This window comes from Plantibacter sp. LMC-P-059a (assembly GCF_030209505.1).
Lineage (GTDB): Bacteria > Actinomycetota > Actinomycetes > Actinomycetales > Microbacteriaceae > Plantibacter.
In genome coordinates this window covers 599,519-613,854 of the sequence record NZ_JARVRZ010000002.1, presented here as the reverse complement: position 1 = coordinate 613,854, position 14,336 = coordinate 599,519, and the positions used below count along the sequence as shown (strand labels likewise).

Annotated in this window: 17 protein-coding genes; 6 read left to right on the top strand and 11 right to left on the bottom strand. The window is 70.9% G+C overall.

Annotated elements, in window-relative coordinates; genetic code table 11:
* Positions 1–57: 57 nt before the first annotated feature.
* Genes QRN27_RS06370 through QRN27_RS06360 form a run of 3 tightly spaced genes read right to left on the bottom strand, consistent with a single transcriptional unit; the run spans position 58 to position 1,824 of the window.
* Positions 58–1,137 (bottom strand): YihY/virulence factor BrkB family protein, encoded by a 1,080-nt coding sequence (locus QRN27_RS06370; protein ID WP_285041192.1) that lies wholly within the window; start codon positions 1,135–1,137, stop codon positions 58–60.
* Positions 1,130–1,372 (bottom strand): DUF3618 domain-containing protein, encoded by a 243-nt coding sequence (locus QRN27_RS06365; protein WP_056009218.1) that lies wholly within the window; start codon positions 1,370–1,372, stop codon positions 1,130–1,132. Before QRN27_RS06365 ends, QRN27_RS06370 begins: the two co-directional genes overlap by 8 nt.
* Positions 1,369–1,824: a phage holin family protein gene (locus QRN27_RS06360; RefSeq protein WP_285041191.1), complete on the bottom strand. Its 456-nt coding sequence runs from the start codon at positions 1,822–1,824 to the stop codon at positions 1,369–1,371. Before QRN27_RS06360 ends, QRN27_RS06365 begins: the two co-directional genes overlap by 4 nt.
* A gap of 166 nt (positions 1,825–1,990) precedes the next feature.
* On the opposite strand from QRN27_RS06360, the gene QRN27_RS06355 reads away from it, so the two are divergent.
* Both QRN27_RS06355 and QRN27_RS06350 read left to right on the top strand, forming a co-directional pair.
* The gene (locus QRN27_RS06355; RefSeq protein ID WP_285041190.1) at positions 1,991–2,905 is read left to right on the top strand and encodes a VOC family protein; all 915 of its coding nucleotides are present in this window, start codon (positions 1,991–1,993) and stop codon (positions 2,903–2,905) included.
* Positions 2,902–3,534 (top strand): alpha/beta hydrolase, encoded by a 633-nt coding sequence (locus QRN27_RS06350; protein WP_285041189.1) that lies wholly within the window; start codon positions 2,902–2,904, stop codon positions 3,532–3,534. The genes QRN27_RS06355 and QRN27_RS06350 overlap by 4 nt, the downstream gene beginning before the upstream one ends.
* Before the next feature lie 19 nt (positions 3,535–3,553).
* Here the strand turns inward: QRN27_RS06350 and QRN27_RS06345 are convergent, their stop codons facing one another.
* The gene (locus tag QRN27_RS06345) at positions 3,554–4,018 is read right to left on the bottom strand and encodes an Lrp/AsnC family transcriptional regulator (protein WP_285041188.1); all 465 of its coding nucleotides are present in this window, start codon (positions 4,016–4,018) and stop codon (positions 3,554–3,556) included.
* A 106-nt stretch (positions 4,019–4,124) separates the two neighbouring features.
* Between QRN27_RS06345 and QRN27_RS06340 the strand changes: the two genes are divergently transcribed.
* Complete coding sequence (locus QRN27_RS06340; protein WP_285041187.1) at positions 4,125–4,598, top strand: DUF2000 domain-containing protein; 474 nt, start codon at positions 4,125–4,127, stop codon at positions 4,596–4,598.
* A gap of 59 nt (positions 4,599–4,657) precedes the next feature.
* Complete coding sequence (locus QRN27_RS06335) at positions 4,658–5,392, top strand: Pr6Pr family membrane protein (RefSeq protein ID WP_285041186.1); 735 nt, start codon at positions 4,658–4,660, stop codon at positions 5,390–5,392.
* On the opposite strand, the gene QRN27_RS06330 is transcribed toward QRN27_RS06335, so the two are convergent.
* Positions 5,364–6,416: a medium chain dehydrogenase/reductase family protein gene (locus QRN27_RS06330; RefSeq protein ID WP_285041185.1), complete on the bottom strand. Its 1,053-nt coding sequence runs from the start codon at positions 6,414–6,416 to the stop codon at positions 5,364–5,366. The genes QRN27_RS06335 and QRN27_RS06330 overlap by 29 nt on opposite strands.
* An 80-nt stretch (positions 6,417–6,496) precedes the next feature.
* On the bottom strand, positions 6,497–7,042 hold the full coding sequence (locus QRN27_RS06325) for a TetR/AcrR family transcriptional regulator (protein WP_285041184.1): 546 nt from the start codon (positions 7,040–7,042) through the stop codon (positions 6,497–6,499).
* Between the two features lie 57 nt (positions 7,043–7,099).
* On the opposite strand from QRN27_RS06325, the gene QRN27_RS06320 reads away from it, so the two are divergent.
* Positions 7,100–7,585: an SRPBCC family protein gene (locus QRN27_RS06320; protein WP_285041183.1), complete on the top strand. Its 486-nt coding sequence runs from the start codon at positions 7,100–7,102 to the stop codon at positions 7,583–7,585.
* Positions 7,586–7,591: 6 nt separating this feature from the next.
* Here QRN27_RS06320 and QRN27_RS06315 read toward each other — a convergent pair whose 3' ends face one another.
* Together QRN27_RS06315 and QRN27_RS06310 are read right to left on the bottom strand one after the other, a co-directional pair.
* Positions 7,592–8,356, bottom strand: a complete 765-nt coding sequence (locus QRN27_RS06315; RefSeq protein WP_285041182.1) for a YqjF family protein — start codon at positions 8,354–8,356, stop codon at positions 7,592–7,594.
* Positions 8,353–9,582 (bottom strand): FAD-dependent monooxygenase, encoded by a 1,230-nt coding sequence (locus tag QRN27_RS06310; protein WP_285041181.1) that lies wholly within the window; start codon positions 9,580–9,582, stop codon positions 8,353–8,355. Before QRN27_RS06310 ends, QRN27_RS06315 begins: the two co-directional genes overlap by 4 nt.
* A gap of 127 nt (positions 9,583–9,709) precedes the next feature.
* Here QRN27_RS06310 and QRN27_RS06305 point away from each other — a divergent pair, with 127 nt between their 5' ends.
* On the top strand, positions 9,710–10,693 hold the full coding sequence (locus QRN27_RS06305) for an alpha/beta fold hydrolase (RefSeq protein ID WP_285041180.1): 984 nt from the start codon (positions 9,710–9,712) through the stop codon (positions 10,691–10,693).
* A 63-nt stretch (positions 10,694–10,756) separates the two neighbouring features.
* Here QRN27_RS06305 and QRN27_RS06300 read toward each other — a convergent pair whose 3' ends face one another.
* The 3 genes from QRN27_RS06300 to QRN27_RS06290 form a co-directional block, all read right to left on the bottom strand.
* Positions 10,757–12,211, bottom strand: a complete 1,455-nt coding sequence (locus tag QRN27_RS06300) for an FAD-dependent monooxygenase (protein WP_285041179.1) — start codon at positions 12,209–12,211, stop codon at positions 10,757–10,759.
* A 168-nt stretch (positions 12,212–12,379) separates the two neighbouring features.
* Positions 12,380–12,973 (bottom strand): class I SAM-dependent methyltransferase, encoded by a 594-nt coding sequence (locus QRN27_RS06295; RefSeq protein WP_285041178.1) that lies wholly within the window; start codon positions 12,971–12,973, stop codon positions 12,380–12,382.
* Positions 12,974–13,046: 73 nt separating this feature from the next.
* Positions 13,047–14,270: an MFS transporter gene (locus tag QRN27_RS06290; protein ID WP_285041177.1), complete on the bottom strand. Its 1,224-nt coding sequence runs from the start codon at positions 14,268–14,270 to the stop codon at positions 13,047–13,049.
* Positions 14,271–14,336: the final 66 nt, after the last annotated feature.

The window sequence follows — 14,336 nt, the reverse complement described above, 5'->3', positions numbered from 1 at the left end:
GGCGCGGTCTGCCGCTCGGCGGACCCTGCGCAGTGTCGTCGGGCAGGTCGTGTTCCGTCAGTCCGCGCGGTCTGCCGCTCGGCGGACCCTGCGTCCCTCGAGGACGTCCTTGGCGTCACGCTCGGCCACGGCCTTGATGGCGGCGTCCGACCGCAGGGGGAGCTGCAGCTCGGTCTCCGCCGCCACCCCCGCCGCCAGCTGCCGGCCGCGCTGGATCTCGATGTCGAGCTGGGCGCCGAACAGCAGCGCCAGGTTCGCGATCCAGATCCACAGCAGGAAGATCACGATGCCGGCGAGCGAACCGTAGGTGGCGTCGTAGTTGCTGAAGTTCGCGATGTAGAACCCGAAGCCGAGCGAGGCGACGAGCAGGATCACCAGGGCGACGAGGGCCCCGATGCTGATCCAGCGGAACTTGGCGGGCTTCACGTTGGGTGTGGCCGAGTACAGCACCGCGATGACGAAGACGAGAGCCACGGCCATCACCGGCCACTTTGCGATCGACCAGACGGTGAGGCCGGTCTCGCCGAGGCCGACCGCCTGCCCGATGGCCTGGGCCACCGGGCCGGAGACGATGAGTGCCAGCGCGATCACCGAGATGACCAGCAGGACGACGAGCGTCACGCCGAGCTGCGTGGGGCGCAGCGACCAGATCTTCCGGCCCTCTTCGACGCCGTACATGCGGTTGAGCGCACGCCCGAACCCGCCGACGTAGCCGGAGGCCGACCACACGGCGCCGGCGATACCGGCGAAGAGCGCGAACCCGATCGCGGGGGATTCGACGAACTGGTTGACGGCGTCCGTCAGGAATCCGAGGCTGTCACCGGGTGCGAGGTTGCCGACGATCTCGAGGAGCGCGTCGGTGCCGCTGCGGCTCTGACCGAACAGGCCGAGGATCGACACGAGCGCGAGGACGGCCGGGAAGAGCGACAGGATCGCGAAGTAGGTGAGCCCCGCGGCGAGGTCGGTGCACTGGTTCGAGGTGAAGGAGTGCAGCGTCCGCTTCAGCACGTAGCCCTTCGGCACGGGGACCCGCTGCGGCCGCATCGTCTCCTCGCCGTCGTCCGCGTTCCGGTTCTCCGGGTCGTCGGGCTGGCTCGCGTCGCTGCGCTCACGGCTCTGCTTGGTGGTCTCAGACACGGTGTCCCCGGTTCGCGCGCCACAGCAGTACCCCGGCACCGACGACGGCCACCGAGGCGACGACGATCGCCGTGGTCCGGAGGTGGTACGCGACAGCGGTCCGGACGTCGAACTTCCGGAACAGCAGGTCGAGCGTCTGCGCGAGGTGCTCCCGCGTCTCCTCGACCTCGAGCTGGAGGCTGTTCAGACCGGCGCCCTCGGGCGGGGTGGGGCGGGTGAGGTCTTGGTCGCTCATGCTGCGGCCTCCTTGCGGTCGTGCTTCGAGTCGTGGTGCGGCTGGTCGGCGACGTGGTCGCCGGTGAGGGCTTCGACGCTGCGCTCCGGGACGGGCTTGGCACCGGCCTTGAGCTTCTTGACGCCCACGAGGGCGAGGATGACGGCGACGAGGATCAGGACGACGCCGACGATCAGGGCGGCGAGCCACGCCGGGAGGATGGTCGCGAGGCCGAGGACGGCCGCGGCGATCAGGGTCCCGAATCCGAAGAGGACGAGCACGAGTGCTGCGACGAGCAGGCCGGCCCCGATCCCGAGGTCCTTCGCCTTCTTCGTCATCTCGGCCTTGAAGAGGGCGATCTCTCCCGTGACGAGGCGGACGACGTCCTCGCGGAGATCGGTGAGGAGGGTCTTCATCGGGGGAAGTCCGCGGCGACTCCGTCTGCGGTCCGCCGCGCTTCTGGCATTGGTCATGTCAGCACTCTTCTCGTTGTGGTCCTCCAGCCCACACTCCTCACGCGCGCGAGGCAAGGGCTTGACAGGCGTGTCCGGCGATTCGGAATATCAACGCGCAGAAATGGTTATAGCTACAAGTAATGTCGACCTCGTGCGCACCGCCGCACCACCGAACGGAGACCGCATGTCCACTGTGCTCGACGAGCGTCTGCTCGCCCCGGAGACGACGATGGGTGCGGTCACGCTGCGCGTCGGCGACCTGGACCTCATGTCCGGGTACTACGCCAACGCCTTCGCGATGGAGCCGCTGGAGGAGCGGAGCCGTGCTCGCGAGGTGCACCGGGTCCTCGGGCGCGGCGACACCCCACTCGTTCGTCTCGTGCACACACCGGACCTCCCGGTCGTGGATCGCCGTCAGGCCGGTCTCTTCCACACCGCGTTCCTCTTCGAGGACGAGGCGAGCCTCTCGGCGACGGTGTACCGCGCCGCGCAGGACCCCCGCGGCCAGTTCGTCGGGTCGAGCGACCACTTCGTGAGCGAGGCGTTCTACTTCACCGACCCCGAGGGCAACGGCGTCGAGCTGTACACGGATCGCCCACGCAGCACCTGGGTGCGGTCCGGCGACCAGATCGCCATGACGACCACCTACCTCGACCCGAACGCCTACCTGCAGCGGCACCTCACCGAGGACGCCCTCGACGCCGGCCCCTCCCGCGCCGGCGCCGTCGGGCACGTGCACCTGCAGGTCGGCGACCTCGCGATGGCGCGTGCGTTCTACGTCGACGCCCTCGGCTTCGAGACGACGCAGACCGAGTACCCCGGAGCGGTCTTCGCCTCCGCCGGCGGGTACCACCACCACATCGCGATGAACGTGTGGAACAGCCAGGGCGCCGGGCCGCGGGCGGCAGCGCTCGGCCTCGGGGACGTCGCCATCACCGTCCCCGACCTCGCGAACCTCGATACGCTGACCGCACGACTGCGTTCGCACGCCATCCCGTTCGACGCGGACGGCCGGTCCGTGAGCGTGTCCGACCCGTGGGGCACGCGCGTCACCGTCGCCCTGCCCGACCTCTCGACCGAGGAGCTGCTGTCCCGATGACCACGACCCTGCGCGACGTCCGATCCGCCGACTGGGCGGACACCGCCGCCTCCGCGCCGACCGTCGCCGTGCTCCTCCACGGCTACGGCTCCCACGAACACGACCTGACCGGGCTCGTCGAGCCGCTCACCCTCGGGATGCCCTGGGTGTCGCTGCGTGCGCCGCTCGAGCTGGGCCACGGTGGTGCCGCGTGGTTCGAGATCACGACGCCGGGCAACCCCGACCCCGAGCCGATCGCCCGCGCCACGGACGCGGTCTGGGGCTGGATCGACGAGCACGTCCCGGCCGAGGCGCGCATCGTGCCCATCGGCTTCTCGCAGGGCGGCTTCATGGCCTCGCAGCTCCTGCGCACGCGCCCGGAGCGGGTCGTGGCTCCGGTGATCCTCGCCGGGTTCGTGCTGAGCGCCTCGCAGCCCGGCGACGAGGTGCTCGCCGCGACGAAACCCGCGGTGTTCTGGGGGCGCGGTCTCGAGGACCGCGTCATCGCCGCACCGGCCGTCGCGCGAACCGCGGCCTGGTTGCCGCTGCACACGACGCTCACCGAACGCACCTACCCCGGGCTCGCGCACGGCATCGACCAGGCCGAGATCGCCGACGTCCGGTCGTTCCTCGACGAGCACGCGCGCTAGCGGTCCGCGGAGCGCTTCCTCAGTCGGACGGCTGGGCCGGCGACACCACCTGGGGCCGGACGTGTTCATACACGACACTCGTCCGGACGTCGGCCACCTCCTCGCGCTCCGTGAGCTTGTCGATCACGAACGCGTAGAGGGCGTCGTTGTCGGCCACGGCGACCTGGAGGAGGAAGTCCTCGTTGCCGGACACGACGAAGACGCCGATCGTCTCGGGGAGGGTGATCGCCCAGCTGCGGAACGCGTCGATGTTCACCCGCGACGGTGGCCGGATCCGGATAGCGATGAGCGCCTGGACCGAGCGACCGATGGCCGGCAGATCGACGTCGAGTCGTGCACCGCGGATGACGCCTCGGCGGAAGAGCCCGCGCGTCCGGTCGAGTGCCGTGGTGGGGGAGACGCCGACCGCCGCGGCGATGTCGCGGTTGGTGCGCCGCGCGTCGCGTTGCAGTTCGCGCAGGATCGCCGTATCAAGTTCGTCCATGTGGTCGATTCTCGCAGCATCCCCGTATGACGTACGGCGTGGATTCCGAGCACGCGTCGATCGTCATAGCCTAATGGCCGTTCCACGCACGACATCAGGGAGAGACATGACGGAAGAGCAGTTCGTCGGCTTCGCGCCGGAGGAGATCGACACGGCCGCACCCACCCGGTCTGCGCGGCTGAAGTGGGTCGTCGTCGTCCAGGAGGGTGTCCCCGCCGGGCGCGCCGTGAACGCCGTCGCCTGCGTCGCCGCAGCCGTCGGCGCCGGGGTGCGCGGCCTGCTCGGTCCGGACGCCGTCGATGCCGACGGTTCGACCCACGCCGGCCTGCCGTGGGCGGGATGCAGTGTGCTCGCTGCATCGGTCGAGCAGTTGACGGCGATCCGGAGTAAGGCGGCCGGTTCCGACGGCGTGCTCGTCGTCGATATGCCGGAGGCGGCTCAGCTCACGCGGGTCTACGACGAGTACCGGCAGGCGGTCGCCGAGACGCCGTCCGAGGCCCTCGCCCCGCTGGCGGTCGCGCTCGTCGGCCCGCGCAACCGGGTGGACCGTATCGTCGGACGACTTCCGCTGCTGGCCTGAAAGCGCACTCGTCACGGCTTGAGGGAGGTGGGGTGGCGCGCGCTGGTTAGGGTTGGCGGGTGCGTTCCCCTGTCCAGCCCGCCGAGAGCGCGCCTCCCGCCGAGCGTGTCCCTTCCGCCGCGGCGGTCGCCACGAGTCGTGTGGTGTACCTGCTGATCGCCGTCATCATCGCGATCTCGCTCGTCATCCAGATCGTCCTCGTCATCACCGGCGGAGCCGACGCACGCTCGGGCGGCGTGGACATGTCCGTCGGCCTGGCGACCCGCTTCGCCCGGATCTTCAGCGCCTTCACGATCCTCAGCAACCTCATCGTGCTCACGGTGTCCGTCCTCCTCGCCATCGATCCGCTCCGCGACGGACGGCTGTGGCGGGTCGCGCGCCTCGACGCCCTGCTCAGCATCGTCATCACCGGCATCGTCTACGCCGTGGTGCTCGCGCCGCAGGTGAACCTCACCGGCTGGGCGCTCGTCATCACGATCGGGTTCCACTACCTGTCGCCGTGGCTCACGCTCGGCGCGTGGCTCGTGTTCGGCCCACGCCCGCGGTTCACCTGGGGCACGGTCGCGTGGGCGTTCATCTGGCCGCTCACCTGGGTGGTGTTCACCTTCGTCCGCGGTGGGATCACAGGCTGGTACCCGTACCCCTTCCTCGATGTGACCGAGCTCGGTCTGCCGGGGGCCGTACGGAACGCGCTACTGGTGCTCGTCGTGGCCATCGTGTTCGCCGTGCTCCTCAAGCTCGTCGACCGCGTGCTGCCGGCGACGCTCAGGGGTGCAGCACGACCTTCCCGTTGAGCGTCCGGGACTCGGCGAGTTCCATCGCGGGGACGATGTCGGCGAGCGGGAACCGGGCTGCGATGTTGGCCGTGAGGTCGCCGGGCTCGAGGAGCCGGAAGAGCTCGCCGAGGTCCGCTTCGAGGTGACGGCGGAAGCGGGCCGGGCGGAGTCGGTGGCCCGCCCACAGGTCGTAGAAGGTCGCGCTGCGGCCGTTCGGGAGGGCTGACCACAGCACCGCCTGCACGATCGCCTTGAGGAACGGGGTCATGAGGGCGCCGGAACCGCCCACCACCGAGATGATCGAGTAGGTCACGAGCGAGCCGCCTCGCGCGAGCAGCCTGAACGCCGTGCGGGTGGTCTCCCCGCCGACGTTGTCGAACACCGCGTCGACCCCGTCGGGAGCCAGCTCGCGCACGCGCTCGGCGAGCGCCGGGTCCGCGTAGTCGACGGGGATGACGCCAGCGGCGCGCAGGGCGTCGTGGTGTCGCGGTGAGGCGGCTCCGATGACCCGGACGCCGTGGAGTCGTGCCAGCTGGATGAGGATGCCGCCGACGCCGCCGTTCGCGCCGAAGAGGAGGATCGTCTGGCCCGGCCGCACGCGTGCCGTGCGGTGCAGCATCTGCCAGGCGGTGACGCCGTTCACGACGACGGTCTCGGCATCCTCCGAGCTGACGCCGTCGGGGACGAGGACGCTGTCGCGGGCGGCGACGAGGGCGTGGGTGGCCCACGCGCCCGTCTTCGTCAGGGTGGCGACGCGCTTGCCGAGCAGGCTCCGGTCGCCGCCGTCGCCGATGGCCAGCACACGTCCGACGAGGTCGTATCCGGGGACGAAGGGGAAGGCCGGCTGGCCGAGATAGCGGCCCTTCCGCATGGACTGCTCCGCGAAGGAGATGCCGGTCGCCTCCATCTCGACGAGCAGCTGTCCGGGGCGGGGCGACGGGAGGGTGCCCGTCGTGACGACGAGGCCGAACGGTTCGACGAGGCCGGGGAGCACGACCTGGGTGGTGGCGAGCTCGGATGCGGGGGTCGGTGTGGTGTTCATGATGGTCGACTTTCTGATTGTGTGTGACTGGACAGTCACTTCGTGGGTAGGGAACGATGACGACCGGCGGTCGTCATGGGTCAGTCGTGTCGGATGCCGTGGTCGACGACGCGAGCCCAGTCGGCGTCGACGTCGCCGAGCCCCGCCTGGACCACGAGGTGGCAGAGCTGGCCGTAGGCGAGACTGCGCTGCACGGAGACGGCGTCGGCCCCCGAGTCGCGCGACATCACGCGGACGACGAGGGCGATGCCGGCGCGGACGGCCTCCCGGATCTCCGGGACGTCGCACGCGCTCTGGGCGTGCACCTGGAGGGCGATGAGGCTGCGGTCGCGGATGAGTTCGATGTAGGCCTGGGTCATCGCGTCGAGCTTGTCCGCTGGACTCCACTCGGGGTGCTCGGCGACGGCGCCCGACATGGCGGCCGCCACCTGCTCGTAGCAGTGGTCCACGGCGGCGACGAAGAGTCCGAGCTTGCCGTCGAAGAGTCGGAAGACGTAGGCGGGCGAGATCTTGGCCGCCTTGGCGACGTCAGTGACGGGGGTGGCCCGGTAGCCGGCGATCGCGAAGACCTCGACGGCGCTCGCGATGGTGCGCACGCGCTGGTCCTCTGCGGTCGATCGGCTCATGTGACTGATTGAACACAAACAAACGACGGATGTCAAGGGCGCGTGCCAGGATGGGGCATGCCCGTCGTCGAATCCCGCTGCACCGTGCCCGTCACCCCGGACGTCGCCTTCGCGATCTCCCAGACCACCGGCGCGATCAGGATGCGCTGGGACCCGTTCATCCGTCGTCAGCACTTCCTCGACGGCGCGACGGCCGCGGCGAAGGGCGTGCGCACCTTCACCGTGCAGCGCTTCGGGTTCCGCATGGTCAGCGAGTACGTGTCCTACCACCCGCCTACCAACGTCGGCATGAAGATGACGAAGGGCTCGTGGTTCTTCGAACGGCTGGCCGGTGGATGGCGCTTCAGCGCGGTCGAGGGCGACGCGGGGAGCACGCTCGCCGTGTGGCGGTACAACTTCACCTGCCAGCCGCGCTGGTTGGCTCCCATCGCCGAACGCATCGGTGCGTTCGTCCTCCAGCGCGACATCGACCGCCGGATCCGCGGGTTCGCGCGCGGGTGTGAGGACCCGGTGGTCGTCGCCGCGGTCACCACCACCGACTGACCGGGCTCACGGTCGCAGGAACGACCCGATCCCGAAGCGGGCGTTCACGCCCGGACTGAACAGGACCGAGTCGGGCTCCCGCTCCACGACGCCCGGCAGACCCGCCGCCGCTGTCAGCTCGTCACGCAGGGTGGTCACCCGCGCCGGGTGGAGCACCCACGGCTCATGCTCGTTCGGCAACCACTGCGTCCGCCCGAATCGGCTCTGGAACAGGCCCCAGCGCGCGGTGAGGAACTGCGACAGCTCGTCGTCGACGGTCGTGGTGCTGTCGACGTCGACGCCCAGCTGGAATCCGGGACCGCGCTTCGTCGGTGACGCGGTGATCCGGCGGGACGCGTACTCCCAGCCGCCCGTCGTCGGACGTTGCGCGGTCCGCGCCCACTCGTATGGCAGGCCGAACATCGCTCGGGCCGCGAGGACCGCCGGCAGGCTCGACGCCTCGAGCGAGCGGAACACGACCCCGCGGCGCCCCTCGGCGTCGACCCCGTACAGCCGCACGTTCACCTCGGTGAACGACCCGCCGATCGGCGACGGCGGCAGTGGTCCGATGCGGGCGTCACCCAGTTCGAACGCGATCAGCCCGACCCAGGTGGAGCCGTCGAAGACGTCCGGGACGACGCCCGGCGGGAGGAGCGGCGCGACGGCGCTCGCCGGGACCCGCCAGTGCACGAAGGCGAGGTGTCGCCACTCCTGTGCCGCGACGACCGGACCTGCGAGTGCCGTTGCCGTGGGGGAGATGGTGGCGAGACGGGTTTCCGGGGCGTCGGTCACGCGCGGTCCCGGAGGGGTTCGAGGTGCTCGTACTCCGGGAGGTCGATCGTGTCGGCCGGCGGCGAGAAGAGCTGTGCGCCGACGAACTTCGCCGGTTTCGACCCGGCCACCCGCAGCGCCGTGCGGAAGGCGGTGACACCGGCCTTCGAGGTCGGGTTGGCGAGCTGCGGCGTGCCCGGCGGGAGCGTCTGCGCCTGTTCGACGTACGGACGCATGATCCGCTCGTACCCGCGGAACGCGTCCCGGTGGTGCACGTGCGCGGCGAGCTCGCCCGCGAGAACGTAGGCGCCCACGATCGACAGGCTCGTCCCCATGCCGCTCACCGGTGACGCACACCAGGCGGCGTCACCGAGCAGCGCGACCCGGCCGGACGCCCAGCGTGGCGTCCGGACCTGGCCGATGGACTCGTAATACACGTCGTCGGCGTGGTCCAGGGCGTCGAGGACCCGGTTCGCCTGCCACGGGAGCCCGGCGAACCGGTTCCGCAGGTGCCGTCGCTGCGCCTCGAGGTCGCGGCGTGCCGGCACGACCCCGTCGCCGCGGTCGGAGGTGACCTCCGTCAGGACGGCCCGAGTGGTGCCGTGGCGGTCCGGACGCAGGGTGACACTGCGGCCGCCGACGCCCGAGTACCACTGCCACCACGGGACGTCCGAGGCGTCGCGGGGGATGGTGAGGTAGGTCATCTCGAGCCCGAGTGACCTGATGACCGCTTCGCCGGGGAACGCAACCTCGCGCGTCGACGAACGCATGCCGTCCGCCGCGACGACGAGGTCGAACTCCTCGTCGTCGCCGTGCGCGAACGACACGCGCACGCGCTCGCCGTCGTCGTCGAGCCCGGTGATGTGGTCGCCATACCGGTAGGTGGTCGCGCCCTCGGTCGCGTCGACGAAGATGCGCGCCAGGTCGCCCCGGAGGATCTCGACCTCGGCCGTCGCGCCGTCGGTCTCCGAGGACTCCGACACGGGGAACTCGGCGATCGTCTCGCCGGCGTCGCCCACGAACCGGGTGCCGCGTTCACCGGTCGTCGCCTCCTTCGCGGCGTCCTCGAGGCCGGCGCGACGCAGGACCTCGCGGGCCGCCCCGCGCACGTCGATGTTCTGGCCGCCGTCGCGGAAGGCCGGAGCCCGCTCGATGACGGTGGTCTCCCAGCCGTAGCGGTTCAGCCAGAAGGCGAGGGAGGGGCCGGCGATGCTGGCTCCGGAGATGAGGACGCGGGGGACGGTCATGGTGGTGCACCTCTCGAGGAGCGAGGGATGGCCGCTCCGGTCTCTCCATCTTCGCGCCCGCCTGGCCGGATCCCGCACGGTTGACAGCTCCCGTCATCGGGGTGCCCACCACTTGTACGCTTGGGGCATGTCGAGGATCGAGCGCAAGCGTCGCAAGCGGAGTGTGCGGGTCGATCGCGTGTACGACGGCGACGTCTACGTCCGCGTCAACTCGGTGGGCTCCAGCGGCGACCGCTCCTTCATCCTCATCCCCGGCATCGGCGTCTCCTCGACCTACTTCGAGCGACTCGCCCCGCACCTCAACGAGTTCGGTCCCGTGCACGCCCTCGACCTGCCCGGGTTCGGCGGTGTCCCGCACCCGACGTCGACGCTCACGATCCGCGAGTACGCCGATCTCGTCGGCCGGGTCATCGACGAGCTCGACCTGAAGGACCCGATCATCGTCGGTCACTCGATGGGCAGCCAGGTCGTCAGCGACCTCGTCTCGCGTCGTCCCGAGCTGTCGACGCTCATCCTCATCGGCCCGGTGGTCGTCCCCGGTCAGCGTCGCGTGCTCACTCAGGCGGTGCGGTTCCTGCAGTCGAGTTGGCACGAGCCGTTCACCGTCAAGGTGCTCGCCATCAGCGCCTACATCTTCTGCGGCTTCAAGTGGTTCTCGCGGGTCCTCCCGGAGATGCTCAGCTACCCCATCGAGGAGGCGCTGCCGAAGGTCGAGGCGCACACCCTCGTGATCCGCGGCGAGTACGACGCGGTCGCTCCACGCGAATGGGTGGAGCGGGTCGGCGAGCTGCTCCCCTCCTCTCGGCTCTGGGAGATCCCGGGCGCGGCGCACTCCGTCATGTACGCGCACGCCGAGGAGGTCGCCAAACTCTGCGTCGATCACGCCAGGCGCACGGTGGCCGACGGCGACGACGACCGCCTCCAGGTCTACCCGGAGGACCAGGACCGGAGCGACGACCGGGAGCCGGAGACGCCGCAGCCCGCCGCAGTGCTGCAGGCCGTGCAGGGGCGGATCGTGGAGACCATCGGCATCGTCACGGACGACGACGACCGCGTCGCGGAAGGCAAGTCGCAGGTGGCCGACGCGGTCGCCTCGATCGACCACGACTGAGCGCGTGCCGCGGTGCGCGGGTGATCCCGCCGCGGTCAGCCCCGACTCGCGTGACGGATCGGCTCACCGCGACGCCGGTTCGCCGAACCAGCGTCGGAGGACGGGTTCGAGCGACTCACCGCCATCGGCCGACCAGACGACGTGTCCGTCGGGCCGCAGCAGCATCGTCGGAGTCGGGAGCTCGGGGCTCGTGGCGGCGACGCGGTCGACGCGGTCCTCCCATCCGCTCACGGCGGAGGCACCGGTCTGGTCGAGCAGGAGCCCGCGGCCCTCGTGGAGGAGGTCGTAGAGGCGCCTGCCGTCGTCCAGCTGGAGGTCCCGAAGCCGCAGGCCGAGCAGCGATCCGGGGTCCTCGGCGCCGTCCGAACCCCCGACGTCGTACCGGATGCCGGTGGAGGCGATCCGCTCGCCCAGGAAGCGGGCCACGTCGTCGAAGCGCATCAGCTCGGAGAAGAGTCGGCGCACCGCCTGCGGGCCGGGGTCCGGCGACAGGAGCACGCTCTGCGCCCTCGTCAGCGTCAGGACGTCGGCGGCGACGGGACGCCGCTCGCTCCCATAGCTGTCCAAGAGGCCGTCGGGTGCCCAGCCGCTCACCTCGGCCGCGAGCTTCCAGCCCAGGTTCGAGGCGTCCTGGATACCGAGGTTCAGACCTTGTCCACCGAGTGGTGGATGGACGTGTGCGGCGTCGCCGGCGATGAGCACGCGGCCGTCGCGATACCGCTCGGCGAGCCTCGTCGCATCGGTGAACCGCGACAACCAGCGCGGCGAGTGGGCGCCGAAGTCGGTCCCCGCGTGATGCTCGAGTCGCGCGCGGAACTCCTCGATCGTCGGAGCCGCCGACCGTTCGTCGGCAGGGGCGGCAGCGGGTGCCACCGCACGGAAATAGCCGTCGGACACCGGCCCGATCCCGAAGCCCCGGTGCGTCTTCCGCACCTCCTCGGCGATGGACGCGACCTCATCAGCGGGGAGCGTGACCTGGATCTCGCCGAGGATCCACTCGGTCTGCGCGGGCTCGCCGGGGAATCCGATGCCGAGCGCCTTCCTGACGGTGCTGCGCCCGCCGTCGCACCCGACGAGCCAGCGGGAGCGCAGGCGCGCGCCGTCGGCGAGCTCCACGGTGACGCCGTCCTCGTCCTGGTCCAGCCCGACGAGTTCACACCCGCGACGCAGCTCGACGCCGAGTTCGATCGCGCGTTCGGTCAGCAGCTGGTCGGTGATGGGCTGCGGGAGCCCGAGGATGTAGTCGTGCGCCGTGTCGAGCTGGATCGGCCGTGGCGGGACGATGCCGGCGAAGTGGCCCGAAGTGCCCGGGTACGGCGTGCCCTCCGCCAGGAAGCGGTCGAGCAGCCCGCGCTGATCGAGGATCTCGATGCTGCGCGGGTGGAGGCCGAGCGACCGCACCGCATCGCTCGGCCGATCGTCCCGCTCGACGACGAGCACGTCCACCCCGTGGAGTCGCAGCTCGGCCGCCAGCATCATGCCCGTCGGCCCGCCGCCGCTGATGATGACGTCGTACATGTCGACCCCGTTCCCGTGGCCACCGACGGCCGCGGCCACCCATTCTGAAGGCCCGTGGGGGTCTTGCGGCAAGCCCCGGTGCCAGGCATACTCTGGAACTGCAGGGAGACCGGCAATCGTGCTCGGATCCCGGCACCGCCGAAGCGGCGGGTCAGCCCCTCCGGGCTGTCAGGACCGTCTGGCGAGGATCGCTCCGTGCGGTCGGTGATCGAGGCTCGTCCGGCTGTACGTCTCCACGACTTCGAAACCAGTGCCCCGCAGTCGTTCGCTGAGTTCCGCGAGCGGCCACCGGTAGGCGGTCACGACGGCGTGGTCGAACGCCTCGACCGTCGGACCTTCGAAACAGCCGATGAGCAGCTCGCCGCCCGGCCGGAGGACGCGTGCGAACTCGGCGAGCGGCGTTCCGATCGTCTCGGGATCGTGGTGGATCAGCGAGTACCAGGCGAGTACTCCGCCCACCGAACCGGTGTCGGCATCGAGGGCGTCGACACTGCCGAGGTCGAACCGGGTCTCCGGGTGGTGGGCGCGGGCGTGCTCGATGAAGTCGGGGATCAGGTCGATCCCGCGGATGTCGAGTCCGCGTGCGGCGAGGTGCGCCGTCCAGTGACCCGGGCCACAGCCGGCGTCGATCGCGGGACCGGTGATCCGGTCGGCCCAGGAGGTCACGAGCTGCGCGTCGGACGGGTGCACCGAGGCCATCGATCCGAGGAGGTCGGCGTACTCCGCGGCCCGGTTTGTGTAGGCGTCTCCGACGATGCTCATCCGGCCACGGTAACGCGCGCCGGCCAGAGCTCCGCGACCGCGAGCTCTGACCGGCGCCGGATCACGATGCTGCTTATCCGTCCGTGGAGGACGCCCGACCCGGGGCGAGCCGGGTGAGCGCTGCCGCGACGACGACGAGGACGGCCGCCGCCGCACCGATGCCGACGACGGCGGTGGGGGCTCCGGCCGATTGGATGAGGACGCCGGCGAGCGCGCTCCCCGTCGCCGCACCGATGTTGTGACCCGTGTTCACCCAGGTCGTCGCGGCGTTCTGCTGGTACCGCCCGCCGGCCGCGTGCGCGGCGACGTAGGACACGATCATGATGGGTGAGAAGAACAGACCGGCGACCGCCAGCACGATGCTGACGGCGAGGAACCCGGTCACCGCGGCGATGAGCGATGCCGCGACGAGCAGCGCCCCCGCGAGCGCGACCAGCTGGCGGATGGCGGACCCCGGGACCGAGAGCGCGCCGTAGAGCAGCCCGCCGAGGGCGCTCCCGCCGGCGAAGAGGCCGAGGGCGATGCCGGCGGCCGCCGCGCCGCCGTGGTTCGCGAGGACGACCGGCACGGCGACACTGATCGTGCCGGAGACAGCGCCCGCGACCAGCACCGGCAGGAGCACGGCGATGAACCCTGCATCGAGGAGGAGCGACCGCCCACGGTCCTTCCGGGGGACGCTGTGATCCTGCGGAGCCATGCCACCGACGGTCGACGTGCTCACGAAGAGGAGCCCACCGATGAAGACGAATGCGGCGGGCACGAGGAGCGCCGTCCCCGGGGCGATGACGGCGAGGGCCAACCCGGCTGCCGCCGGTCCCGCGAGGTAGAGGAGCTCCTCGATGACCGCATCCAGGCTGAGCGCTTTCCGGAGCAGCGCGCCGTCCGGGGTGATTCGACCCCACGCGACGCGCATCGTCGGCCCGAGCGGCGGTGCGAACGCCCCCGCGAGCCCGGCGAGCGCGATCAACGACGCTCCCGGGGCTGCGGTGAGTGACGCGACGGCCAGGGCCGCGACGGCGGCACCGAAGACGAGGATCAGGACGGTCAGGACGCGACGTGCGCCGAAGCGGTCGATGAACCAGGCCCGGACCGGGGCGAGGAAGCTCGCCGTGGCGCCGTAGACGGCCACCGCACCACCGGCGAGGGCGATCGAACCGGTCGCCTCGGACACCGCGTAGAGCAGGGGGAGCAGGACCAGCGCGTACGCGGATCTGCCGACGAGTGCCGACCCGAAGGTCAGCCGGACATGGGGAAGAGCGAGCACGTCGAGATGGCGTGCTGTCGGGGTCGCAGACAAGGGGAAGACTCCAGGAAAAGGGCGCGCCGAACGGCGCGCGGGTGATCAGGATCGGTACGACGGGCG